Source organism: Agromyces hippuratus, from assembly GCF_013410355.1.
In the GTDB taxonomy this organism is placed as follows: Bacteria; Actinomycetota; Actinomycetes; order Actinomycetales; family Microbacteriaceae; genus Agromyces; species Agromyces hippuratus.
The window spans coordinates 2,638,682-2,662,423 of the sequence record NZ_JACCFI010000001.1; the positions used below are offsets into that span (position 1 = coordinate 2,638,682).

Consider the following 23,742-nt stretch of genomic DNA (forward strand, 5'->3'; position numbering starts at 1 on the left):
CGCGGCATCCGATCACCGAGACTTCACCAAAAGGAGAACGCAATGACTGCACGTGCAGTGACCGAGGCCACCTTCGAGCAGGAGGTCCTCAACAACGAGAAGGCCGTCCTCGTGGACTTCTGGGCAGAGTGGTGCGGCCCGTGTCGCGCCGTCAGCCCGATCCTCGACCAGATCGCGACGGAGCACGCCGACAAGCTCGACATCGTCAAGCTCAACGTCGACGAGAACCCCGGCCTCGCGATGAAGTACCAGATCACCGCGATCCCCGCGTTCAAGGTCTTCGAGAAGGGCGAGGTCGTCAAGACCGTCATCGGCGCCAAGCCGAAGCCCGCGCTCGAGGCCGACCTCGCCGCCTACATCTCGTAGTCGGCGGTCGAACTTCCAGACCCGTCCGGCGAAAGCCGGGCGGGTCTTTCGCGTCTCCGGGCGCAGCACCCGCAAGCGAGCGGATGTCGCAGGCCATCCGACCCCGAACGAGCACCCGGAACCCAGCAACTACCATGGAAACCCTGAACAGAACGGAAGCAGCGCAGTGACATCTGACGGCGTCCCCCAGCGGACCGGCAACAATCTCGACCCCTGGTACGCGAATTACGCCGAGCGAGCCGCCGGGCTGGCCGCCTCCGAAGTCCGAGCCCTGTTCGCCGTCGCCTCACGACCCGAAGTGGTCTCGCTGGCCGGCGGCATGCCGTACGTGTCGGCACTGCCACACGACCTCATCACCTCCTCGATGGAGAAGGTCATGCGCGAACGCGGCGCAGTCGCACTGCAATACGGCTCTGGTCAGGGTATTCCAGAGCTGCGCGAGCAGATCCTCGAGGTGATGGCCATCGAGGGCATCCACGGCAGCGTCGACAACGTCGTGACGGCGACCGGCTCGCAGCAGGCGCTCGACCTCGTGGCGAAGCTCTTCATCGATCCCGGAGACGTGATCCTCGCCGAGTCGCCGAGCTACGTCGGTGCGCTCGGCATCTTCCGTTCGTACCAGGCGAACGTCGCCCACGTCGCGACCGACGAGCACGGCCTGATCCCCGAAGCGTTGCGGCAGACGATCGCGGCACTCCGCGGCCAGGGCCGTCGCATCAAGTTCCTCTACACGATCCCGAACTTCCACAACCCGGCCGGCGTCACGCTCTCGGCGGAGCGGCGACCCGAGATCCTCGAGATCTGCCGCTCGAACGAGATCCTCGTACTCGAAGACAATCCCTACGGTCTGCTGCACTTCGACGAGCCCGCGCCGAATGCCCTGCGTTCGCTCGACCCCGAGGGCGTCATCTACCTCGGCTCGTTCTCGAAGACGCTCGCGCCCGGCTTCCGGGTCGGATGGGCGCTCGCACCGCACGCCATTCGCGAGAAGCTCATCCTCGCGGCGGAGTCCGCGATCCTGTCGCCGAGCTCGTTCAGCCAGATGGTGGTGTCGGAGTACCTGGCAACCGCCGACTGGCGCGCGCAGATCGACACGTTCCGCGGCGTGTATCGCGAGCGGAAAGACGCGATGATCGAGGCGCTGGGGGAGTACCTGCCGCAGCTCAACTGGACCAACCCGAACGGCGGGTTCTACGTCTGGGTCACGATGCCTGACGTGCTCGATTCGAAGCAGATGCTGCCGCGCGCGGTGAAAGAGCTCGTGGCGTATACGCCTGGTACGGCATTCTTCGCCGACGGTCGCGGCCGCCATGCGATGCGCCTGTCGTTCTGCTACCCCACGCCAGATGCGATCCGGCTCGGCATCCGTCGTCTCGCGACCGTGATCAACGGTGAGCTCGACCTGCTCGACACCTTCGCGGGCACCGGCCCGCTCCAGCTGCCACCGAGTGCGGGCTACGAATCCGCACCGCCATCCGACCTGAAGTAGTGGAGAAACACCTGATCATGAGCGATTCTTCCGGTCTCTCCGTTGTCGTTCTCGCTGGCGGTATCTCGCACGAACGCGACGTCTCACTCCGTTCGGGACGCCGGGTGGCCGACGCGCTCATCGCGGCGGGCCACCGAGTGGTGCTCCGCGACCCCGACGCCGGATTGCTCCCGTTCCTCGTGAACGAGCGGCCCGACGTCGTATTCCCCGCACTGCATGGATCGAGCGGTGAAGACGGCTCGCTCCTCGAGCTGCTCGCCGCGATCGGTGTGCCGACCGTCGGATCGTCGGGTGCGGCGTCGCGCCGTGCCTGGTCGAAGCCCGTCGCGAGCTCGCTGCTCGCCGCCGCGGGCGTCGACGTTCCCGAATCCATCGTGCTGTCCCACGAGGCCTTCAGAGAGCTCGGAGCATCGAGCGTGCTGAAGGTCGTCCGCTCAGCACTCGAGGGCGACCTCGTCGTGAAGCCGGCATCCGGAGGATCGGCCCAGGGCGTCACGATCGTCGACGACACGAACGACTTGCCGCGCGCGATGGTCGAGGCATTCACCTACGACGACGTCGCCGTCGTCGAGCGCCGCATCCATGGCACCGAGATCGCGGTCGCGGTCGTGGACACCGGCGACGGCCCGCGGACCCTCCCGGCGGTAGAAATCGAGCCGACCGCCGGTGTCTACAGTTTCCAGGCGCGGTACAACGCGGGGGAGACCACGTTCTACGCACCATCTCGGCTCGGCGACGCCGCGGTGACGGCGGTGTCGGAAGCTGCCGTGCTCGCTCACCGCACGCTCGGGCTCCGCGACCTCTCCCGCGTCGACTTCATCGTCGATGACAGCGGCCGCCCCTGGTTCCTCGAGGCGAACGTCATCCCCGGTCTCACCGAGACGTCACTCGTGCCGCTCGCCATCGAGGCTTCGGGCACGAGTGCCGCCGCCATCTACGGTGCACTCGTGGAGGCAGCACACGCTCGCGCCAACTGACGTTGAATCTGAAAGAGGGTCGGTCCGAATGGACCGACCCTCTTTCGCGTTCAGATCCGCGTGCGTTCCACACCATTCTTCCGGCTCGAATCGACTGATTTCGGTTCGTCAGAACGGATTCTCCGGGCGATTCGAGATCACACGCCGTCGAGATCTTCACCGAGATCGGTGAGAATCCGACGCAGGTCCTGAACGGTGGCGAAATCAATCGTGATCTGGCCTTTTCGTGCGCCGAGGGCGATCTTCACTCGGGTGTTCAGCCGGTCGCCCAGTCGAGCGGCCAAGTCCTCGAGGAAATCCTGCCGCTTGCCGGCAGCTGGCTTGGGGCGCGAGGTCTTCGGCTCCTTCGTCGCGACGGCTTCGGCGGCGCGAACGGAGAGTTCCTCGTTCACGATCTTGTCGGCGAATCGCTGCATCTCGGCGGCGTCGTCACCGATCGACAGGATCGCACGGGCGTGACCGGCGCTCAGCACACCCGCCGCGACGCGGAGTTGCACCGGCTCGGGGAGTCGGAGCAGTCGAAGCGTGTTCGAGATCTGCGGGCGCGAACGACCGATGCGTGTGGCGAGCTGTTCCTGCGTGATGCCGAAGTCGGCCAGCAACTGCTGGTAGGCAGACGCCTCTTCGAGCGGGTTCAGCTGGGAGCGGTGCAGGTTCTCGAGCAGCGCGTCGCGCAGCATGTCCTCGTTCGCCGTGTCCTTCACGACCGCTGGGATCGAGTCGAGGCCGGCGGCCTTGGTGGCGCGGAGGCGCCGTTCGCCCATGACCAGTTCGTACTTGCCCGCGAGTTCGGGGTGGCGTCGAACGACGATCGGTTGCAGCACCCCGAACTCGCGCACGCTGTGCACGAGTTCGGCGAGATCATCGGGGTCGAACACGCTGCGCGGCTGGTGGGCGTTGGGAAGGATGTCGTTCGGGTCGAGCCTGGCCAGGTGAGCGCCCGGAACAGTGACGAGTCCCTCTGCCGATGCAGCCTGCTCGACCACTGCGACCGCAGTGGGCTGCTGGGCATCGGACTCCGGGAAGAAGACGTCGACCGGGCGCGCTCGTGCGCTGTCTTCGCCGCTCGGAATCAGTGCACCGATTCCACGTCCGAGGCCGGTTCGTTTCGTTGCCATCAGTTCGACTCCTCGGGTGTTGCTGCTCCGCGACGAGCGATCTCGGCGGCTGCCTCTCGATACGACAGGGATCCGGTCGATCCGAAGTCGTAGCTGATCACGCTCTGACCATAGCTCGGCGCCTCCGACACGCGGACGGATCGGGGAATGATCGTCTCCAGTGTCTGCACGGGGAAGTGGTCGCGCACCTCCTGCGCCACCTGCTGGGCGAGGTTGGTGCGCGAGTCGTACATCGTCAGCAGGATCGTCGAGAGGCGAAGCTCGGGATTGAGGTGCTTCTCGATCAGTTCGATGTTGCTGAGCAACTGGGAGAGACCTTCGAGCGCGTAGTACTCGCACTGGATCGGGATGAGCACCTCACGAGCAGCGACGAATGCGTTGATCGTCAGCAGCCCCAGCGACGGCGGGCAGTCGATGAAGACGTAGTCGTAAGGGCGTTCCATAGTGGCGAGATGTGCATCGAGCGCCCTACGCAGCCGCTGCTCGCGCGCGACGAGCGAGACCAGTTCGATCTCGGCGCCGGCGAGATGGATGGTCGCCGGTACGCAGTCGAGCAACTCGTGCTCGGTCGACGGCTGCACGACCTCGGCGAGTGAGACGTCGGAGACGAGTACCTCGTAGACGCTCTTGCGTTCGGATCGGTGATCGACGCCGAGCGCCGTCGACGCATTGCCCTGCGGGTCGAGGTCGATCACGAGCACCCGAGCGCCCGCACGTGCGAGGCCAGCAGCGAGGTTCACGGCGGTGGTCGTCTTGCCGACGCCACCCTTCTGATTTGAGATCGTCAGCACGCGAGTCGACGGGGGCAGCGGCAGTACCGCTTCATCGAGTGCGTTGCGCCGACGGGTCTCGTCGGCGAGTTCGTAAGCCAGGGGAGTTCCTCCGTGATCTGACGATGTTTCACGTGAAACATCGGGGGCTTCGGTTGGTTCGTGGGGTGCTGCTGGCGCGGTGAGCGAGGCGACGGGTCTGGTGGCATCCGCCGTCGGAGCGGTCAGCGCGACAGGCGGCGATACCGGAGGAACCGTGACAAGCTCGGGCGGTGGCGCCTGCGGGTCGGCGGTCTCGCCCGGCACGGCGCCTTCCAGGCTTCCCGGTGCAGCGGTCTGCGGCGCAGCAGCCTCAGGGGCGATGCCGGTCGTGGCCGTCTCCGCAGCGTCGTGGGGCGTGCTTACAGCGGCGGTGCGCATGGGGTGCAGTGCGGAGGCAGTGTCGGCAGTGGCATCGCCGACGATCTCGCGGATCAGATCTTCGAGCAGCCGATCGGGGCCTGTGGGGTGATGCTCCGTGGCAGTCTCTGCAGGATCGACGTCGGCAGTGAGCGCTGCCGCCGTCGCGGCATCCCAATCGATGCTGCGCGACACGGTCTCATGGGTGGCGGGCACCTCGGCGTTCACGGGCGATCCGCTGGGCGAGTGGTCTTCGTCGACAGCCCGTGGCGCAGACGATTCCCCTGCCACCCGATCCGCGATACGAATCGCGGGTGACTCGACTGCGAGCGACGACTCACCTTCGGGTCGATCCGCAGTGACGGGGTCAGTGCCGATGCCGGCCGATGGGGCGTTGATTCGAGCCTCAGGGCTCCACTGCTGGGGATCGGACGAGGGTGATGATTCGACCTGTGGTAGCGCTGCTTCCGTCGGACCGGGAGCGGGCGGTTGGGTGGATCTCACGTGAGTGGTGCCACCGGTGAGCTCATCTGGGGAGGGCTGAGGGCGCTTGCGGTGAAACCATCCACGTCCCCCGCCCTGTGCCATGCCGACGCTCCAAATCCTTGGTACTCGAGAGATTCGCCGCATTCTGCGGTGTCCTCGATCCGAGAGTCAAGCCTAACCGGCGCGACCGACTCTCAAGTTGAAACACGTGCGAACTCCGCGAGATCCGAGCCGATCGTCCTTGGTAGGGCCGGATCGCCCGGCCGTTGCGCACTGTAGCGACCGACCAGCTGTTCGATTCGCCGCGTTTCACGTGAAACATCCGGTTCGATGCACGCTGGCGCCCAAGCGCTGGTCGTTCGCAGCAATGCATGAGCGGACACAGGAGGCGATCCAGAGGCGCATGCGAATGCGACCCGAACCCGAACCCGAACCCGAACCCGAACCCGAACCCGAACAGATCATCGCTGGCCCACGGGGACAGGGCACGAGGGTCGCGGGCCGGGGGCGCGGTCGCCCGGGGGAGTGGACGCAATGGCCGGCCCAGTCGGTGGCCGTCAGTTCGCGGACTGATGGCGACGAGGCTCCGATGCGGCCATCGCCGTCGCCACTATGTTGCCGTCGCCATCGCAACCACCCATCAACTCGCTGCCTCGCCCACGAGAGCCCGAGTCCACCATGGTGTTTCACGTGAAACATCGCCATCGCAACCGAGCTCAACTCGATCGCTCGCGCGCCCGTCACAGACCCGAGTCGACCGTGGCGTTTCACGTGAAACATCGCAAGTACCATCACTACCAAACCTCGACTCGATCGCCCGCGAGCCGGAGGCCCTGTGAACCATGGTGTTTCACGTGAAACATCGCGACGTCGTGTCCTGTTCGCAGCCCTCGCACGCGAACCCGAACTCGGCGAAGGGACACTCAGGTGAACGTCATCCGATCGCGCCAGTCACAGGGACCGAACGATCTCCATCGGACCGCGACTGATCCGATCCATGCTTCGCGCCCGCCATGAATACTCCCCGGCCACGCATCGCGGTGCAGCGCTCACGCATCGCGCCCTCACGATCATCGCGCCCTCACGATCCCGCGTTCCCGTCTGGGGCCCTTCGCTCGGGCATTGGCCGAAAGTGGCTGCACAGCGCGACCTGCGAGCAAGTCTGCGACGAGCTCGGATGAGGAGGAAGCGGGCCGACCGAGGGGAAGCGGGCCGACCGAGGGGAAGCGGGCGAATGTTCTTGAACGACAGTGGACTGGCCGGAGATCCACGCGCGCACCGCTACGAGTCGCGTGCGAGTCGTCGCGGCGTTCGGGAGCTCGACGGGTCCGGTGAATCCAGGTGTGGAGATTTGTTCTGCGATTCAGGGTTCGGTCCACGGCCGAGACGCTTGGGCCGACCCAGGTCCCCGATCAGGCTGCAGACCATCGGGACCAGGAGCAGGCTCAAGGATCCTGGTATGGCGTCGCGGTCGATATCCGCCACCGGAATCGGACTGCGGTCGCGCGCCGCCGAGCCACGGTTCTGGTCGCGATCCACAGGCCCAGCTCGCAGGAACTCGATCCGGGGATTGATGCCTGGGCGACGGCGTTCGGGACTTGGGCTGCGGAGAGCGGTCAGTAGATCGAACTGCGGAGCTTCGGGCCGCTGGATCGGGATACGGGTCCCGTCCCACAGCGTCCCGTCGCAACTGATTCGGATCTGAGGATCGACGTGGCAAGGGCTCGCGGTGCGAGGTTCAGGTTCGGTATTGCAGGCTCGGGCATCGCGCTTCGGGTTGTCGGCACCGGATCGCCGCACCCCGCACAGCTTCGCCGCACCCAGCACAGAGTCGCGGCACCACGCAGAGCGTCGCCGCACCCCGCACAGCGTGCCGCACCCCGCACAGCGTGCCGCACCCCGCACAGAAGATCGGGGTGCGGGCAGCCCTCTCAGGGGCGCGGCGCCAGAACTCGAGGATCGAGACCGGTGCCCTCGTACTGGACTCGGGCACCGGTTCGAACATTGCGGGTCCGGCTCGGCGCTGGGTTGCATTCGCGGATCGAAGCCCACACCCGGTTGGGCGCCGCCGAGGACTGGGCATCGAGAGGCAGGCCCATGGTTGGAGGGTTGCCGGGGTCGGGAAGGGGAGGCGCGACAGCAGATTGGGCGACCAGATGCGGGCCGCTGACTGCGATGGCCCGCACAGGGAGGGGGAGGGGACGACATGGGGCACACGACGCCGCAACTCCGGTTGGTCGTTCGTGGGTAAGGAGAGTGCGCCCAGGAGGAGTGAAGTCGCGGATCGACAACGGCGAATGGCGGCCCGGCGCGACGGCATTCGCCCGCCGCGCGTGCCTCGAGCGCGAAAGAGGTTGGCGTCACCGACACATGTGCAGGACGCCGCCGGACCAGCGAGATCGACCAGCGAGCACGATCGACGCGATCGACGACCACATCCGTACCGAATCACCTCACCACCTGACGCACGCGTTTCACGTGAAACGCAGCAACCACCAAGACTCCCACCCGTGTTTCACGTGAAACGAGCCACCGTGATTCGGCAGGTCCGACCCGCTGAGCTGATGGACGTCGGTATCGCCTGCCGTCGGGTCCGATCACACGGGGCTCAGCGGCGCGCTTGTGGTCGACACCCAAGGTGGGGCCATGACGAGGTACGAGGCTTTCCGGATCCGGCGCTCGAACGCATCGCGAACGGCGATTCTCGGGGCTGCGCCGGCAGGGTGCTCGGAGAATGAAGCAGCGAGTCGAGCCGCCCCCCACCTGCAGGCGAGTACCACATCGGCACTATTCAACGTTGTTCAGGCAATGAGGATCGGAACCGGTGTTTCACGTGAAACACCGTGTGCGAGGAAGCAGGGATGGGGGAGTCGACAACTCCGTCTCGAACAACGCTTGGTCGTGCGTGCGACGTCCTCGCGTTCCTCGTCGTTCATCCGAGTGGTGGCCATCAGGCCCTGAGTACTCCGTCGCACCGGGGCACTCGGCGAGGAGGGGGAATCCCAGCACGATCCCGACCCGATCCCGACCCGAAGCCCGAAGCCCACGACGACCGACCGTCGCGCATCGCAGCGAGGCGACGCTCGATGGGCTGACCGATGCACCAGCTCTTCGCGGCCTCCGGGGCTCCATCCATTGACCCTTCGCAATGCGGATCACCTGGCGCGCGCCGACACGGGTTGCAGCCTGAGAGCGGACGCCAGACGGCCCCTGAGACGCGGAGACTGCAGCCGATCACAGAAACGACGACGACCGCACACCCCGCCCGTGTGCTCTGATTGCGCATCGTGGTCGTCGTGCGCTCGTCGCCCCTCGACTGGTTCACCCAGACGCTACGGTCCATCGAGCCATACGAGTGGGTGCCTCGAATTGGGCGGCGCCGAACGATGCCGTGTACCTGGCAGACAGCCCCGAGCTGGCGAAGCGCCGACACCTTCGCCTTCGAAGGCATGTCGGTCACCGCGCTCCACCCGCGATGGCATCACAACGGGCGGCCATCGTCGCGCCGGGGGCGCGCAGCCTCGCCCGCGGGCAGACAGACGTCAGTCTCCGGGGTACTCGATGCGAGCGCCCCGACGATCCCGCAACCACTCACGCGGCGGCGTCGCGCACTCGCACCGATGCGCACCACCGGTCACCGAGCTGGATCGCCGTGCGCAGGGCGCAGGGCGCACCCGGGAGAGTGGAGCGGGGTCCGTTCAGCCCGCAGTGGCGCGGAACACCCTCGTGACCTCGGAGACGACGCCCTCTCCGAGCACGAGCACCTCCACGTCGTGCAGCTGGTACTTGCGGATGACCTTCTCGGCCGCGCCGATCTCGCCGTCGACTCCGGCGCCCTTCATGAGCACGAGTTCGCCGCCGGGTCGCAGCAGGGGAGCGGTGACGGGGATGAGTGTGCGGAGCGCGCTCACCGCCCGGGCAGTCACCTGGTCGAGCGAGTCGAAGAGCTTCGACTCCTCAGCGCGGGCGCGCACCACCGTCACGTTCGAGAGGCCGAGTTCATCAGCCTGACGCTCGAGCCACGCGACGCGTCGTTCCATCGGCTCGATGAGGGTGAACGAGACATCCGGTCGCATGATCGCGAGCACGATGCCGGGCAGGCCGGCGCCGGACCCGACGTCGCCGACCCGGCCGGGACGCAGCAGCGGTGCGACCAGTGCACTGTTCAGGATGTGCCGGGTCCACAGACGCGGCAGTTCGAGCGGGCCGATCAGGCCGAGCTCTTCGCCGTGGCGCGCGAGGGCGTCGGCGAATGCCCGACCACCCTCGATGTGCTCGCCGAAGAGTTCGACGGCCGCGGCCGGTTCGGGTTCGAGTCCGTCGATCATCGTTTCACGTGAAACGTCAGCCAACGCGGGTGATGACCGTGTGACGATCCGAACCCTCGCCGCGCGACTCCGAGTGGAGACCGCGCTCGGCGACGAGGTCGTGCACGAGCTTGCGCTCGTACGACGACATGGGGGGCAGGGATGCCTCGGCGGCACCGCCCTCGATGCGCTCGGCCGCGCGCTCGACCAGGCCGGCGAGTTCGTCGCGGCGTGCGTCGCGCGAACCGCCGATGTCGAGGATCAGGCGCGAGAACGCACCGGTCTTGGTCTGCACCGCGAGCCGGGTGAGCTCCTGGAAGGCGCTCACCGTCTCGGGCTTCGCGAGCAGGTTCAGGTTCGCACCTTCGCCTGCGTTGACCGAGACGTATGCGCGGCCGTTGCGCGCGTCGATGTCGATGTCGCCATCGAGATCCATGATGTCGAGCAGCTCTTCGATGTAGTCGGCGGCGATGTCGCCCTCTTCCTCGAGTTGCGAGGTCGAGCGGTCAGCGGCGTCGTGCTGTACGTCGGTCATGGGTTACTTCCCCTGCTTCTTCGCGCGAGCCTTGCTCACGGGCTGCTGGCGCTGAGTCTTCTTCGCCTCGGGCGTTTCGATCTCGGTCTGGGTCTTCTCTTCGACGACGAGCTTGCCCTTGCGGGCGAGGCGCTCCTCGCGTGCCTTCGCAGCTTCACTGCCGGGCGTCGGCATGTTGCGGATGACCACGAACTGCTGACCCATGGTCCAGAAGTTCGAGACGAGCCAGTAGAACATGACGCCGATCGGGAAGGCGACACCGGAGAACGCGAACACGAGGGGGAGCAGGTAGAGCATGATGCGCTGCTGGCGGAACATCGGGCTCGCCTTGGTCTCGGGCGACATGTTCTTCGAGACGATCTGCAGCTGGGTGATGAACTGCGACGCGGTCATCAGCACGATCATCGTCGCGGCGATGACCATGACCTGCCAGGGGTACTCGCCGTTCATCGCACCGATGAAGGTGCCCTTCAGGGGTGCGCCGAGGATCTCCGAGTTCGCGAACGAGTTGGCGAGGTCCTGGGTGAACACGCCGACGCCGGCCTTGTCGTGCTGGGCGTCGTTGAGCACCGAGAAGAGGCCGAAGAAGATCGGCATCTGCAGCAGCAGCGGCAGGCACGAGGAGAGCGGGTTGGTGCCCGTCTTCTTGTAGAGGTCCATCGTCTCGCGAGACATCGCCTCGCGAGAGAACTGGTCCTTCTTGCCCTTGTACTTGTCCTGGATCTTCTTGAGCTGCGGCGCGACCTCGAGCATGCGGCGCTGGCTCTTGATCTGCTTGACGAAGATCGGGATGAGCGCGGCCCGCACGACGATGACGAGACCGACGATCGACAGCACCCACGTCACACCCGCATCGGGGTTGAGCCCGAAGAACGTCCACATCGAGTGGAACGCGACGAGGATCAGCTCGATGACCCATTTGATGGGCCAGAGGATCAGGCTGAAAATATCAGGCATTGAGTGGGTCAGTCCTTTCGGAACACGGTGGAGGAGGAAAGCGCGAGGGCCGCGTCAGCGCGGCGGGGCTCGGGAGCCGAGGCGGCCGCTGCACGCGAGTCGACGTCAGCGTCGACGGGTGCACCGTGGCCGGCGGAACCGGGGGCGTGATCATGGGCGTGGCCGGTCGCACCGAGTTCAGCGGATGCCGCGGCATCCGACCAACCGGCGGGGATGACCCACCCGAACCGGGTGATGCGATACCGGGAGTGCTTCGCGGCGCGGACGTCGTCGATGCCGCCGGCCGACCAGGGGTTGCACCGGAGGATGCGCCATGCGGTGAGTGCCGAGCCGACGATGAGGCCTCGTTGCTGCACCGAGCCCAGGCCGTAGGCCGAGCATGACGGGTAGTACCGGCAGACGTCGCCGTACAACGGGGAAATCGCGGCCCGATAGCCGCGAATGAGGAGGACCCCGGCGTTGCGGGGGATGAGCGCAGCGAACAGGACGGCGTTCTTCACGCTATTCGCCCTTCTCCTGCGCGGCGGCGGCCGGCACACGTGCGCGGCGACGTTGGAGGGCGCCGAGCACCTCGGCGCGGATCTCGTTCCAGTCGGCGAGGGACGCCGAAGGCAGTGCTCGCACGACGACGTCGACATCGGAGATGCCGTCGCCGAGTGCCTCGTGGCAGACGGCCTTCAGCCGGCGACGCACGAGATTGCGGCGGACTGCGCCGCCGACCTTCTTCGAGACGATGAAGCCGAAGCGTGCGTCGGTGCCCGACTCCCGTGAGCGCACATAGCTCACGGTGTGGGCACCGGCGACCTTCGCACCTCGGCGCACGATGACTCGATAGTCGTCGGCGCTCGTGATGCGATTGGCTTTGGCGAGCACCGAAGAACTACGCGGAGAGCTCGGTGCGACCCTTGCTGCGGCGTGCCGACAGGATGGCACGGCCGGCGCGGGTACGCATGCGAAGGCGGAAGCCGTGCTTCTTGGCGCGACGACGGTTGTTCGGCTGGAAAGTACGCTTGCTCATTCTTCTTCTCCGGCGTTCGGATCTCCTCGCCGAAATTCGCTGGTTGCGTGGTGGCGGGAAAACTGGGTGCCCTTGACGGGCTGGGGTCAACTGATTAAAACTACGGCCTCGAGGGCTCGGGGTCAAACCGAACCGAGATCGATACGGCCGCAGTTCAAAAGAGACAGTATCGCTCGAACCTCAGGATCGCCTGTGGAACGACACGCCCGCGCTGTCGAATCCCTCAATCGGCATTTGTCGGGAGCGGCTTCCTCGGATAGCGTTTGACACCAGTTATCCCCAGCTTGGTGCGCGGATTCTCGGGCTTCTTCCGAAATCTCTTCACAGGCCGTGGACAACGCAGAGAACATGCGCCTCGCGCCGCTTGCTCCGTCGATCGGGGGATCGATGAGCGGCCAGACGATGGCTACCGAATGAATGCGGGGAACGATGACAGAACAGCCCATCACGGATACGTGGGCGACGATCCTCGATCGGCTGTCAGACGACGACGCGATCACCCCGATGCTCCAGGGATTCCTGAACCTGGTCGAGCCCAAGGGCATCGCGGCGGGCACCTTCTATCTGGAGGTGCCGAACGACTTCACCGCGAGCATGCTCAACCAGCGCATGCGGGTCTCGCTGCTCTCGGCGATGAGCGTGGTCGAGGCGCCCTCGCCGGTGACCTCCTTCTATGTCGTCGTCAATCCCGAGCTCGAGGAGACGAGGGCCCCCGAGCCGCTCTCGCCGTTCGTCGACGAGGCGATCGATCCGGTCGAGTTGCCCGCGTCGCCGCAGTCGGTCTTCGAGAACACGAACCCCGTCGCGTCGCGCGACACGAGACTGAACCCGAAGTACGCGTTCGAGAGCTTCGTCATCGGCCAGTCGAACCGGTTCGCCCACGCTGCAGCGGTCGCGGTCGCGGAGGCGCCGGCGAAGGCCTACAACCCGCTCTTCATCTACGGCGACTCGGGGCTCGGCAAGACCCACCTCCTGCACGCCATCGGTCACTACGCGATGAGCCTGTACCCCGGCATCCGCGTGCGGTACGTGAGTTCCGAGGAGTTCACGAACGACTTCATCAACTCGATCGCCAACAACCGCGGTTCCCTCTTCCAGCAGCGTTACCGCAACATCGACATCCTGCTGATCGACGACATCCAGTTCCTGCAGGGCAAGGCGGAGACGCAGGAGGCGTTCTTCCACACCTTCAACACGCTGCACGACCACAACAAGCAGGTCGTGATCACGAGCGATGTGCCGCCGAAGCACCTGACGGGCTTCGAGGACCGCATGCGCAGCCGCTTCGAGTGGGGCCTCATCACCGACGTGCAGGCGCCCGACCTCGAGACGCGCATCGCGATTCTCCGCAAGAAGGCGCAGTCGGAGCGGCTGCAGGTGCCCGACGACATCCTCGAGTACATGGCGTCGAAGGTGTCGAGCAACATTCGCGAGCTCGAGGGCACGCTCATCCGCGTCACCGCGTTCGCGAGCCTCAACCGCACTCCGGTCGACATGCCGCTCGTGCAGACGGTGTTGAAAGACCTCATCACGGATGACTCGGACAACGTCGTCTCGCCGGTCGACATCATCACGGCGACCGCCGACTACTTCAAGCTGACGGTCGACGACCTCTACGGTTCGAGCCGATCCCAGGCCGTCGCCACCGCGCGTCAGATCGCGATGTACCTCTGCCGCGAGCTCACGAGCCTGTCGCTGCCGAAGATCGGTCAGCTGTTCGGCAACCGCGATCACACGACGGTGATGTACGCGAACAAGAAGATCTCGGAGCTCATGAAGGAGCGGCGCTCCATCTACAACCAGGTCACCGAGCTCACCGCGCGCATCAAGCAGGTCAGCCGCTACCGCTGAGGCCGGCCGCATGCTCGGTTCCGACCGGCTCGGGTTTCGACAGGCTCAGGTTTCGACAGGCTCAACCGGAACAGGGGTGTTCGGCGCGCTCGAAAACGACCCGGAACGAGGTCTGCAGGCCCTCTGCAGGCCTCTGACGCCCGATTCCCACAGTTGTGGAGAACCTGTGGATTGTTAACGAGCAACCGCCCAGCGCCTGTTGAGACAGGGTGCTCGCCTGTGCAGAACGGTGTCATGCGTTCGGCATCGGAGCGAGGCATCCGCTCACGAACCCACACACTGTGCACAGATCGGATGCCTCCGGATCGGCACGGTTCCGCGGGTCTCCGAACACCATCCACAGTTTCCACAGCGGTTAACACTGTTAAGAGTTAAGGGTTTAAGTGGGGATTCCCACAACCTTGTGAATCGGCGCGCCTCGAGCGGCGGTCTCCGCGAACGGTTCGTGATCGATTCGCCCTCGTCTGAGGGAACTGTGCGGATAGCATGGGAGCCACCCAGCGACATCCACGACGGGAGTACCGTGAAGTTCCAGGTCAACCGCGACGTCTTCAGTGAGGCCGTTTCCTTCGCCGTCAAACTGCTGCCTCAGCGCACCACGCTGCCGATCCTCTCGGGCGTGTTGATCCAGGCGAACGACGACGGCCTCGTGCTCTCCTCGTTCGACTACGAGGTCTCCTCGCAGACCGAGATCCAGGCCGACGTCGAGGAGCCCGGCACCGTGCTCGTCTCGGGCCGACTCCTCGCCGAGATCGCCGGCCGCCTGCCGAACGCTCCCGTGCGCGTGTCGACCGAAGAGAGCCGCATCTCGGTGAGCTGCGGCTCGGCGAGCTTCACCCTGCTGTCCATGCCGGTCGAGGAGTACCCCTCCATTCCCGAGATCGGCGAGCAGTCGGGCGTCGTGCCCGCTGAGGAGTTCGCCGCGGCCGTCGCACAGGTCGCCGTCGCCGCTTCGCGCGACGACGTGACTCCGGTCATCACCGGCGTGCAGCTCGAGGTGCGCGAGAACAACCTCAGCCTGGTCGCCACCGACCGCTACCGTGTCGCCGTGCGCGAACTCGACTGGGACGGCGGGGGAGTCGCGAGCGAGGAGTCCGTCACGGCACTCGTGCCGGCGCGCACCCTGCAGGAAGTGGGCAAGACCTTCGGCCACTCGGGCACGATCTCGGTCTCGATCACGAGCCGCGACGACCGCGAGCTCATCGCGTTCAGCGCCGAGAAGAAGACGGTGACGTCGCTCCTCATCAAGGGCAACTTCCCGCCCGTGCGCCGACTCTTTCCCGAGACGGTCGACAACTACGCGGTGGTCAACACGGCAGAGCTCATCGAGGCGACCCGTCGTGTCGCCCTGGTGCTCGAGCGCGAGGCGGCGCTCCGCTACAGCTTCACCGCCGACGGCCTGACCCTCGAGGCGATCGGCAGCGAGCAGGCCCAGGCATCCGAGTCGATCGACGCGATCCTCACGGGCGACGACACGGTCGTCTCGCTGAAGCCGCAGTTCCTGCTCGACGGTCTCGGTGCCGTGCATTCGGAATTCGTGCGCGTCTCGTTCACGAAGACCGAGAACCCCAACAAGCCGGGCCCTGTGCTCATCACGAGCCAGTCCTCGCGCGAGCAGGCCGGCGCCGACAGCTACCGCTACCTGCTGCAGCCGAACCTGCTGCTGCGCTAGTCCGTCGTCACGGGCCGGGCCCGTCGTCGGCGGTGCGGGGTAGCGTGGTCAATTGCGAATCCGTCGGTTCCGGGGCATCCGGATGCCCCGCTGCTGAAGGGAGCCCAGCGTGCATGTCGCCCGGCTCTCGCTGACCGACTACCGCAACTACGCGCGTGCCGAGCTCGAACTCGGCCCCGGTGCGACCGTGCTGGTCGGGCGCAACGGCCAGGGCAAGACCAACCTCGTCGAGGCGATCGGCTACCTCGCCACGCTCGGGTCGCACCGGGTCTCGGGCGATCAGGCGCTCATCAGGGCGGGCGCCGATGCCGCGATCGTGCGGGCACTGCTCTCGCACGGCGATCGCGAGCTGCTCGTCGAGCTGCAACTCAATCGCCAGGGCGCCAATCGCGCTCAGCTCAACCGCTCGCCCGTGAAGACCCGTGAGCTGCCGCGGTATGCGCACAGCGTGCTCTTCGCGCCCGAAGATCTCGCGATCGTGCGTGGCGAGCCCTCGGTGCGCCGACGCATGCTCGACGAACTGCTCATCCAGCGCACCCCGAGACTCTCCGGCGTCATGGCCGACTATGAGCGAGTGCTCAAGCAGCGCAACTCGCTGCTGAAGAGCGCGCGAGCGCGCGGCCTCGCGGTCGACAAGCTGACCACGCTCGATATCTGGGACGAACGCCTCGTCGTGCTCGGATCCGAGCTCATCGATCAGCGTCTCGCGCTCGTCGACGAGCTCCGCGAGCCCCTGGCCGCGGCGTACCGCGCCATCGTCGACGCCGATCACGGGCCGGGCATGACTCCGCTGCTCTCGATCGACGGTGCCGACCCCGATGCCGACGTCGAGCAGGCGGTCGGCTCGACCGCGTCGACGGTCGGCACCCGCGATCGCTTCGCCGAAGCACTGCGCGTGCTCCGCCCGAAGGAGCTCGAGCGGGGCGTCACCCTCGTCGGCCCGCACCGCGACGACGTGGTGCTCCTTCTCAACGGGCTGCCGGCCAAGGGCTACGCGAGCCACGGCGAATCCTGGTCGTTCGCGCTCGCGCTTCGCCTCGCCTCGGCAGAACTCCTGCGGCGCGACTCGATGACCGGCGACCCCGTGCTCGTGCTCGACGACGTGTTCGCCGAGCTCGATCGGCTGCGGCGCGAGCGACTGGCCCACGCGATCGCGGGCTTCGAGCAGGTGCTCGTGACGGCCGCGGTGCTCGAAGACGTGCCGGCCCCGCTCACCGCCCGCATCGTGCACATCGCCGCCGGCCGCATCGTCGACGGCGAGGGCGAGCTCGCAGCATCAGCGTCGCCGATCGAGGTCGAGACAGAAGCTGCAGGCGAGGTCGAAGCTGCAGCCGAGGCCCAGCCCGAACCCGAGACGAAGACCGAGGCCGCCGATGTCTGAGGCCTCCCGCGTCTACCAGCACTTCCGTGAGATCTTCGGCGGCGAGCCACGCACGCGCACCGGGCGTCCGGGCAGGGTCCGCACTCGCGAGGCGTCCGGCAGCGAGCCGTTCAGTCCCGGTCGCGACCCGAAGCCGCTCGGCGACACCATCGACTCCCTCAGCGCGCAGCTCGGCTGGAGCGGTCCGCTGTCTCAGCACGACGTGCTCGCGTCGTGGGCCGAGATCGCCGGTGAGGAGACCGCGCGGCACACCGAACCCATCGCGATCGAGGGCGGCGTGCTCCAGGTGCGCTGCGAGTCGACCGCATGGGCCACGCAGCTCCGCATGATGCGCACCCAACTCGTCACCGAGATCACGACGAGATTCCCCGGAGCCGGCGTCGACACGATCCGCTTTCAGGGGCCGGATGCCCCCACCTGGAAAAAGGGTCCCAGATCGGTTCCAGGGCGTGGTCCGCGCGATACCTACGGCTAGGCAGGCAAATTCGGTCACTGGGAACCTGAAATCGCCCCAGAACGGCGCTTCGAGGCTTGCGTCGACCCTCGATTTGATAGGATCGAGAGTCGCCAGAATGACGGTCAGGAGCCCGATTCACACATGACAGCGGAACCGACGAAGCCCCAGCAGACACCGGCTTACGGTGCTGATGAGATCCAGGTACTCGAGGGGCTCGAAGCGGTTCGCAAGCGGCCGGGTATGTACATCGGCTCGACGGGCCCACGAGGCCTGCACCATCTCGTCTCCGAGATCGTCGACAACTCGGTCGATGAAGCGCTTGCGGGCCATGCCACCACCATCGACGTGACGATCCTGCCCGACGGCGGTGTGCGCGTCATCGACGACGGCCGCGGCATCCCGGTCGACATCCACAAGACCGAAGGCCGTTCGACGGTCGAGGTCGTGCTCACCGTGCTGCACGCCGGCGGCAAGTTCGGCGGCGGCGGCTACGCCGTCTCGGGCGGGCTGCACGGCGTCGGGTCATCCGTCGTCAACGCGCTCTCGACCAAGCTCGACGTCGAGGTGCGCCGCCAGGGCCACGTCTGGCGCCAGTCGTTCACCGTCGGCGTTCCCGACGCCCCGCTCTCGCAAGACGAGGCGAGCGACGAGACCGGCACGACGATCACGTTCTGGCCGAGCCCCGACATCTTCGAGACCGTCGAGTTCGACTACGAGACGCTCCGCAGCCGCTTCCAGCAGATGGCCTTCCTCAACAAGGGCCTGCGCATCACGCTCACCGACGAGCGCAGCGGCCACGTCGAGATCGACCCCGAAGACACGGCGGCGAGCGAAGCGGATGACGCGACTCCCGGTCCTCGCACCGACACCTTCCTCTACGAGCGCGGCCTCGTCGACTACGTCGAGTACCTCAACCGCTCGAAGAAGTCCGACCTCGTGAACGAGGAGATCATCTCCTTCGAGTCGGAAGACACCGATCGCAAGATCGCGCTCGAGGTCGCGATGCAGTGGACGACGTCGTACACCGAGTCGGTGCACACGTACGCCAACACGATCAACACCCACGAGGGCGGCACGCACGAAGAGGGCTTCCGTGCGGCGCTCACGACCCTCGTCAACAAGTACGCCCGCGAGAAGGGCATCATCAAGGAGAAGGACGACAACCTCTCCGGCGACGATGTGCGCGAGGGGCTCACCGCGGTCATCTCGGTGAAGCTCTCCGAGCCGCAGTTCGAGGGCCAGACGAAGACCAAGCTCGGCAACACCGAGGCGAAGTCGTTCGTGCAGAAGGTCACCTCCGACCAGCTCGGCGACTGGTTCGAGCGCAACCCCACGGTCGCGCGCGACATCATCCGCAAGGCGATCCAGGCCGCCACCGCCCGCATCGCGGCGCGCAAGGCGCGTGAGGCGACCCGACGCAAGGGCCTGCTCGAATCGGGCGGCATGCCGGGCAAACTCAAGGACTGCTCGTCGAAGGACCCGTCCGTCTCCGAGATCTTCATCGTCGAGGGCGACTCGGCCGGCGGCTCCGCCGTGCAGGGCCGCAACCCCGAGACGCAGGCGATCCTGCCGCTGCGCGGCAAGATCCTGAACGTCGAGAAGGCCCGCCTCGATCGCGCCCTCGCCAACAACGAGGTGCAGGCGATGATCACGGCGTTCGGCGCCGGCATCGGTGAGGACTTCAACACCGAGAAGGCGCGCTATCACAAGATCGTGCTGATGGCCGATGCCGATGTCGACGGCCAGCACATCACGACCCTGCTGCTCACGCTGCTGTTCCGCTACATGCGCCCGCTCATCGAGCTCGGCTACGTGTATCTCGCGCAGCCGCCGCTCTACCGCCTGAAGTGGACCAACTCCGACCACGAGTACGTCTACTCCGACAAGGAGCGCGATGCGCTGCTCGCCGCCGGCGTCGCCGCCGGCAAGCGCATCCCGAAGGACAATGGCGTGCAGCGCTACAAGGGTCTCGGTGAGATGAACCACCAGGAGCTGTGGGAGACCACGATGAACCCCGAGACCCGCACCCTGCTGCAGGTCACCATGGACGACGCGGCCGCCGCCGACGAGATCTTCTCCACCCTGATGGGCGAAGACGTCGAGAGCCGCCGCAACTTCATCCAGAAGAACGCGAAGGACGTGCGTTTCCTTGACATCTGATGTGATCAACCCCGGCGGCGACGACACGGTCGAGGGCCCCGGCATCCACGGCAGGATCGATCAGGTCGATCTGCAGCTCGAGATGCAGCGCTCGTACCTCGACTACGCGATGAGCGTCATCGTCGGGCGCGCGCTGCCCGACGTCCGCGACGGCCTGAAGCCGGTGCATCGCCGCGTCATCTACGCGATGTACGACGGCGGCTACCGCCCCGACCGGGCGTTCTCGAAGTGCGCCCGCGTCGTCGGCGACGTCATGGGCCAGTTCCACCCGCACGGCGACACGGCGATCTACGACGCCCTTGTTCGCCTCGTGCAGCCGTGGAGCCTGCGCTACCCGTTGGCGCTCGGCCAGGGCAACTTCGGCTCGCCGGGCAACGACGGCGCGGCCGCTCCGCGATACACCGAGACGAAGATGGCTCCGCTCGCACTCGAGATGGTGCGGGACATCGAGAAGGAGACCGTCGACTTCCAGGACAACTACGACGGTCGCACGCAGGAACCGGCGATCCTGCCGGCGCGCTTCCCGAACCTGCTCGTCAACGGCTCGGTCGGCATCGCGGTCGGCATGGCGACGAACATCCCGCCGCACAACCTGCGCGAAGTGGCATCCGGTGCCCAGTGGTACCTCGAGCACCCCGAGGCCTCGCGCGAGGAGCTGCAGGAGGCGCTGATCCAGCGCATCAAGGGCCCCGACTTCCCGACCGGCGCGCAGATCCTCGGCGTCAAGGGCATCAACGACGCGTACCGCACTGGCCGCGGCTCCATCACGATGCGCGCGGTCGTCTCGGTCGAGGAGCTGCAGGGACGCACCTGCCTCGTCATCACCGAGCTGCCCTACCAGGTCAACCCCGACAACCTCGCGATCAAGATCGCCGACCTCGTGAAGGACGGCAAGGTCGGCGGCATCGCCGACATCCGCGACGAGACCTCGGGCCGTACCGGCCAGCGGCTCGTCATCGTGCTGAAGCGCGATGCGGTCGCGAAGGTCGTGCTGAACAACCTGTACAAGCACACCCAACTGCAGGACAACTTCGGCGCGAACATGCTCGCGATCGTCGACGGCATTCCCCGCACGCTCTCGATCGATGGATTCATCGCGCACTGGGTCGACCACCAGATCGAAGTGATCGTGCGTCGCACGCAGTACCTGCTGCGCGAGGCCGAGGCCCGCATGCACATCCTGCGCGGTTACCTCAAGGCGCTCGACGCGCTCGACGAGGTCATCGCGTTGATCCGTGCCTCGGCGACCGTCGACGATGCCCGCGATGGGCTGAAGCAGCTGCTCGAGATCGACGACATCCAGGCCGACGCCATCCTCGCGATGCAGTTGCGTCGACTGGCGGCGCTCGAGCGTCAGAAGATCATCGACGAGGCCGAGTCCATCCAGGCCGAGATCCTCGACTACCAGGACATCCTGGCCCGGCCCGAACGCCAGCGCACGATCGTCTCCACCGAGCTCGCCGAGATCGTGGCGAAGTACGGCGACGAGCGTCGCACGCACATCATGCCGGGCTTCGACGGCGACATGTCGGTCGAAGACCTCATCCCCGAAGAGGAGATGGTGGTCACGGTCACGCGCGGCGGCTACGTCAAGCGCACGCGCAGCGACAACTACCGCTCGCAGCACCGCGGCGGCAAGGGCGTCAAGGGCGCGCAGTTGCGCGCCGACGACGTCGTCGAGCACTTCTTCGTCACCACGACGCACCACTGGCTGCTGTTCTTCACGAACATGGGCCGCGTCTACCGGGCGAAGGCGTACGAGATCCAGGAGGCCGGCCGCGACGCGAAGGGCCAGCACGTCGCGAACCTGCTCGAGATGCAGCCCGACGAGCAGATCGCCGAGATCCTCGACATCCGCGACTACAACGTCGCCCAGTACCTCGTGCTGGCCACGCGCGAGGGCCTCGTCAAGAAGACGGAGCTGACCGCGTACGACACCAACCGCTCGCGCGGCGTCATCGCGATCAACCTGCGCGAGGGCGATGAGCTCGTCTCGGCGATGCTCGCGGACGAGCACGACGAGATCCTCCTCGTCTCGAAGAAGGGCATGTCCCTGCGCTTCGCGGCGACCGATGAAGCGCTGCGGCCGATGGGTCGCTCGACCTCGGGCGTGAAGGGCATGTCGTTCCGACCGGGCGACCAGTTGCTCGAGGCATCCGTCGTCGCTGCTTCGCTCACCGACGGTGACGAGGCCGATGAGGCGGAGGCGAGCGCAGGAGACGACGCCAGGTACGTCTTCGTGGTGACCGAGGGCGGCTACGCCAAGCGCACCGCGGTCGACCAGTATCGCCTGCAGAACCGAGGCGGACTCGGCATCAAGGTCGCCAAGCTGAACGAAGATCGAGGCGACCTCGCGGGCGCCCTGATCGTCGGTCGTGACGACGAGGTGCTTGTGGTTCTTGCCAGCGGCAAGGTGGTACGCTCTGACGTCGCCGAGGTTCCCGCCAAGGGCAGGGACACGATGGGCGTCGTGTTCGCGAAGTTCGCGAACGACGACCGGATCATCGCCATCGCGAAGAATTCCGAACGGAATCTCGTGGAGGAGGCCGCAGAGTCCGAAGCGGCCGAGCCCGCGCGAGAGGAGTAACCCTACATGAGTAGCGTCGCCGAGAAGTTGGCCCGCAAGTCCAACCGGAAGACCCCTGCCAAGCAGGTGCGCCTTCGCCTGGTCTACATCGACTTCTGGTCGGCGGTGAAGCTGTCGTTCCTCGTCGCGGTCTGCCTCGCGGTCGTCAGCATCGTCGCCACCTTCCTCATCTACACAGTGCTGAACTCGACCGGCATCTTCGGCAAGATCAACGAGCTCGTGCAGGATGTCGCGGGCACCGGGGGCGACCTCACGTCGATCCTGTCCCTCGGCAACGTCATGGGATTCGCGGTCGTCGCGGCGCTCCTGAACCTCGTGGTCACGACGGCGCTCGGCGCCATCATCGCCGTGCTCTACAACCTGAGCGTCAAGATCACGGGCGGCATCCTCGTCGGATTCACCAACAACTGATGCCGCCCTCGGCCCGATTCGGAGATTTCCACCGCGTCCGGTAGTCTTTCCTCTGGCCGAAATTCGGGGATATAGCTCAGGCGGTTAGAGCGCTTCGCTGATAACGAAGAGGTCCGAGGTTCAAGTCCTCGTATCCCCACTGTGAACAATTCAATATGAACGAAACGGATGCCTCGGCATTCGCTCGGGGCCTTAGCTCAGTTGGTAGAGCGCCTGCTTTGCAAGCAGGATGTCAGGAGTTCGAATCTCCTAGGCTCCACAGTTCCCGAACGCCGGAATCTCGCGCACGACCGCGGAGTTCCAGCGTTCTTCATCTCTCGAGCCCAACGGACAACCCCGGGGCTCGGGCGTATTGCTAATCTCGATCCGATGCTGTCTGTTGGAGCGTGGCTCGTCATCGACGCTGTCCTCGACAATGCCATCTCGAGTGCGCTTCAGCCGGGCGGCGATGGCGAGGCCATCGCGCACGCGGAGTCCCTCCGCGAACCGGGGGTGGGCACTGAATGCGACGCACCCGCTCCGTGGGGAGGGTCCAGCCGGCTGGCCGCCACGGACTGCGACGTTCGCTCTCCGATTGGACGACGCGGATCTCGCGTTCGTGCTGACCCAGGTCAGCGCTGCTATCGGTGCGACCGAACGGATCATCTCCTCGGACAAGATTCACCCGCATGTCCGAGCCGAGCAGGAGCGCAGCCTCGTTGACCTTGAGAGCGCGCGTGCAGAACTCATCCGTGCGCCCGGCCAGTAGCGCAGTGGCGCGCTGGAAATTGTCGGGACCGTGGCGCTCACCGGTCGCAACCA

At 66.3% G+C, this 23,742-nt stretch carries 19 protein-coding genes and 2 tRNA genes; 13 read left to right on the forward strand and 8 right to left on the reverse strand.

The features are described from left to right. The first annotated feature begins 42 nt into the window (after positions 1-42). The 3 genes from trxA (at position 43) to BJY17_RS12360 (ending at position 2,832) form a co-directional block, all read left to right on the forward strand. Positions 43-366 (forward strand): thioredoxin, encoded by a 324-nt coding sequence (trxA, locus tag BJY17_RS12350; protein ID WP_056007113.1) that lies wholly within the window; start codon positions 43-45, stop codon positions 364-366. Positions 367-532: 166 nt separating this feature from the next. Next, positions 533-1,855, forward strand: coding sequence for an aminotransferase-like domain-containing protein (locus BJY17_RS12355; RefSeq protein ID WP_179551609.1), 1,323 nt, complete (start codon positions 533-535; stop codon positions 1,853-1,855). Positions 1,856-1,872: 17 nt separating this feature from the next. Further along, positions 1,873-2,832, forward strand: a complete 960-nt coding sequence (locus BJY17_RS12360) for a D-alanine--D-alanine ligase family protein (RefSeq protein ID WP_179551610.1) — start codon at positions 1,873-1,875, stop codon at positions 2,830-2,832. A 137-nt stretch (positions 2,833-2,969) separates the two neighbouring features. On the opposite strand, the gene BJY17_RS12365 is transcribed toward BJY17_RS12360, so the two are convergent. The 8 genes from BJY17_RS12365 to rpmH all read right to left on the reverse strand — a co-directional run bounded on the left by BJY17_RS12365 (position 2,970) and on the right by rpmH (position 12,422). Then, the gene (locus BJY17_RS12365; protein WP_179551611.1) at positions 2,970-3,950 is read right to left on the reverse strand and encodes a ParB/RepB/Spo0J family partition protein; all 981 of its coding nucleotides are present in this window, start codon (positions 3,948-3,950) and stop codon (positions 2,970-2,972) included. Continuing rightward, positions 3,950-4,822 (reverse strand): ParA family protein, encoded by an 873-nt coding sequence (locus BJY17_RS12370; protein ID WP_281371239.1) that lies wholly within the window; start codon positions 4,820-4,822, stop codon positions 3,950-3,952. The genes BJY17_RS12365 and BJY17_RS12370 overlap by 1 nt, the downstream gene beginning before the upstream one ends. 4,481 nt (positions 4,823-9,303) lie before the next feature. Continuing rightward, positions 9,304-9,933, reverse strand: coding sequence for a 16S rRNA (guanine(527)-N(7))-methyltransferase RsmG (gene rsmG, locus BJY17_RS12375; RefSeq protein ID WP_179551612.1), 630 nt, complete (start codon positions 9,931-9,933; stop codon positions 9,304-9,306). A 16-nt stretch (positions 9,934-9,949) separates the two neighbouring features. Then, positions 9,950-10,447: a Jag family protein gene (locus BJY17_RS12380; RefSeq protein ID WP_074260459.1), complete on the reverse strand. Its 498-nt coding sequence runs from the start codon at positions 10,445-10,447 to the stop codon at positions 9,950-9,952. A gap of 3 nt (positions 10,448-10,450) precedes the next feature. After that, positions 10,451-11,404, reverse strand: coding sequence for a membrane protein insertase YidC (yidC, locus tag BJY17_RS12385; protein ID WP_179551613.1), 954 nt, complete (start codon positions 11,402-11,404; stop codon positions 10,451-10,453). A gap of 8 nt (positions 11,405-11,412) precedes the next feature. Next, positions 11,413-11,904 carry a membrane protein insertion efficiency factor YidD gene (gene yidD / locus BJY17_RS18960; protein ID WP_179549561.1) on the reverse strand — a complete coding sequence of 164 codons (492 nt, stop codon included), beginning with the start codon at positions 11,902-11,904 and terminating at the stop codon, positions 11,413-11,415. A 1-nt stretch (position 11,905) separates the two neighbouring features. Next, on the reverse strand, positions 11,906-12,277 hold the full coding sequence (gene rnpA, locus BJY17_RS12395; RefSeq protein ID WP_074260462.1) for a ribonuclease P protein component: 372 nt from the start codon (positions 12,275-12,277) through the stop codon (positions 11,906-11,908). Positions 12,278-12,284: 7 nt separating this feature from the next. Further along, complete coding sequence (gene rpmH, locus BJY17_RS12400) at positions 12,285-12,422, reverse strand: 50S ribosomal protein L34 (protein ID WP_055854070.1); 138 nt, start codon at positions 12,420-12,422, stop codon at positions 12,285-12,287. Positions 12,423-12,926: 504 nt separating this feature from the next. Between rpmH and dnaA the strand changes: the two genes are divergently transcribed. From dnaA to BJY17_RS12450, 10 genes are all read left to right on the forward strand, one after another. Beyond that, the gene (dnaA, locus tag BJY17_RS12405; RefSeq protein ID WP_407647833.1) at positions 12,927-14,273 is read left to right on the forward strand and encodes a chromosomal replication initiator protein DnaA; all 1,347 of its coding nucleotides are present in this window, start codon (positions 12,927-12,929) and stop codon (positions 14,271-14,273) included. 523 nt (positions 14,274-14,796) lie between these two features. Beyond that, entirely contained in the window at positions 14,797-15,945 is a 1,149-nt protein-coding gene (dnaN, locus tag BJY17_RS12410; protein ID WP_179551615.1) for a DNA polymerase III subunit beta, read from the forward strand. Positions 15,946-16,054: 109 nt separating this feature from the next. Next, complete coding sequence (gene recF / locus BJY17_RS12415) at positions 16,055-17,326, forward strand: DNA replication/repair protein RecF (protein ID WP_179551616.1); 1,272 nt, start codon at positions 16,055-16,057, stop codon at positions 17,324-17,326. After that, positions 17,319-17,801 (forward strand): DUF721 domain-containing protein, encoded by a 483-nt coding sequence (locus tag BJY17_RS12420; RefSeq protein WP_179551617.1) that lies wholly within the window; start codon positions 17,319-17,321, stop codon positions 17,799-17,801. The genes recF and BJY17_RS12420 overlap by 8 nt, the downstream gene beginning before the upstream one ends. Before the next feature lie 123 nt (positions 17,802-17,924). Further along, on the forward strand, positions 17,925-19,943 hold the full coding sequence (gyrB, locus tag BJY17_RS12425) for a DNA topoisomerase (ATP-hydrolyzing) subunit B (RefSeq protein WP_179551618.1): 2,019 nt from the start codon (positions 17,925-17,927) through the stop codon (positions 19,941-19,943). A gap of 82 nt (positions 19,944-20,025) precedes the next feature. Continuing rightward, on the forward strand, positions 20,026-22,530 hold the full coding sequence (gene gyrA / locus BJY17_RS12430; RefSeq protein ID WP_179552864.1) for a DNA gyrase subunit A: 2,505 nt from the start codon (positions 20,026-20,028) through the stop codon (positions 22,528-22,530). Between the two features lie 6 nt (positions 22,531-22,536). Beyond that, positions 22,537-22,941, forward strand: a complete 405-nt coding sequence (locus tag BJY17_RS12435) for a DUF3566 domain-containing protein (RefSeq protein ID WP_074260467.1) — start codon at positions 22,537-22,539, stop codon at positions 22,939-22,941. Between the two features lie 65 nt (positions 22,942-23,006). Then, positions 23,007-23,080: transfer RNA gene (locus BJY17_RS12440), tRNA-Ile, on the forward strand. A 47-nt stretch (positions 23,081-23,127) separates the two neighbouring features. After that, positions 23,128-23,200 (forward strand) — tRNA-Ala (locus tag BJY17_RS12445). A 315-nt stretch (positions 23,201-23,515) separates the two neighbouring features. Then, the gene (locus BJY17_RS12450) at positions 23,516-23,689 is read left to right on the forward strand and encodes a hypothetical protein (RefSeq protein WP_179551619.1); all 174 of its coding nucleotides are present in this window, start codon (positions 23,516-23,518) and stop codon (positions 23,687-23,689) included. Positions 23,690-23,742: the final 53 nt, after the last annotated feature.

Bases quoted from the DNA above. Each gene is read 5' to 3' on its own strand.
- trxA (WP_056007113.1), top strand. From the start codon at position 43: ATGACTGCACGTGCAGTGACCGAGGCCACCTTCGAGCAGGAGGTCCTC.
- BJY17_RS12360 (WP_179551610.1), top strand. From the start codon at position 1,873: ATGAGCGATTCTTCCGGTCTCTCCGTTGTCGTTCTCGCTGGCGGTATC.
- BJY17_RS12365 (WP_179551611.1), bottom strand. From the start codon at position 3,950: ATGGCAACGAAACGAACCGGCCTCGGACGTGGAATCGGTGCACTGATT.
- rsmG (WP_179551612.1), bottom strand. From the start codon at position 9,933: ATGATCGACGGACTCGAACCCGAACCGGCCGCGGCCGTCGAACTCTTC.
- BJY17_RS12380 (WP_074260459.1), bottom strand. From the start codon at position 10,447: ATGACCGACGTACAGCACGACGCCGCTGACCGCTCGACCTCGCAACTC.
- yidC (WP_179551613.1), bottom strand. From the start codon at position 11,404: ATGCCTGATATTTTCAGCCTGATCCTCTGGCCCATCAAATGGGTCATC.
- rpmH (WP_055854070.1), bottom strand. From the start codon at position 12,422: ATGAGCAAGCGTACTTTCCAGCCGAACAACCGTCGTCGCGCCAAGAAG.
- dnaA (WP_407647833.1), top strand. From the start codon at position 12,927: ATGCTCCAGGGATTCCTGAACCTGGTCGAGCCCAAGGGCATCGCGGCG.
- BJY17_RS12420 (WP_179551617.1), top strand. From the start codon at position 17,319: ATGTCTGAGGCCTCCCGCGTCTACCAGCACTTCCGTGAGATCTTCGGC.
- gyrB (WP_179551618.1), top strand. From the start codon at position 17,925: ATGACAGCGGAACCGACGAAGCCCCAGCAGACACCGGCTTACGGTGCT.
- gyrA (WP_179552864.1), top strand. From the start codon at position 20,026: ATGCAGCGCTCGTACCTCGACTACGCGATGAGCGTCATCGTCGGGCGC.
- BJY17_RS12435 (WP_074260467.1), top strand. From the start codon at position 22,537: ATGAGTAGCGTCGCCGAGAAGTTGGCCCGCAAGTCCAACCGGAAGACC.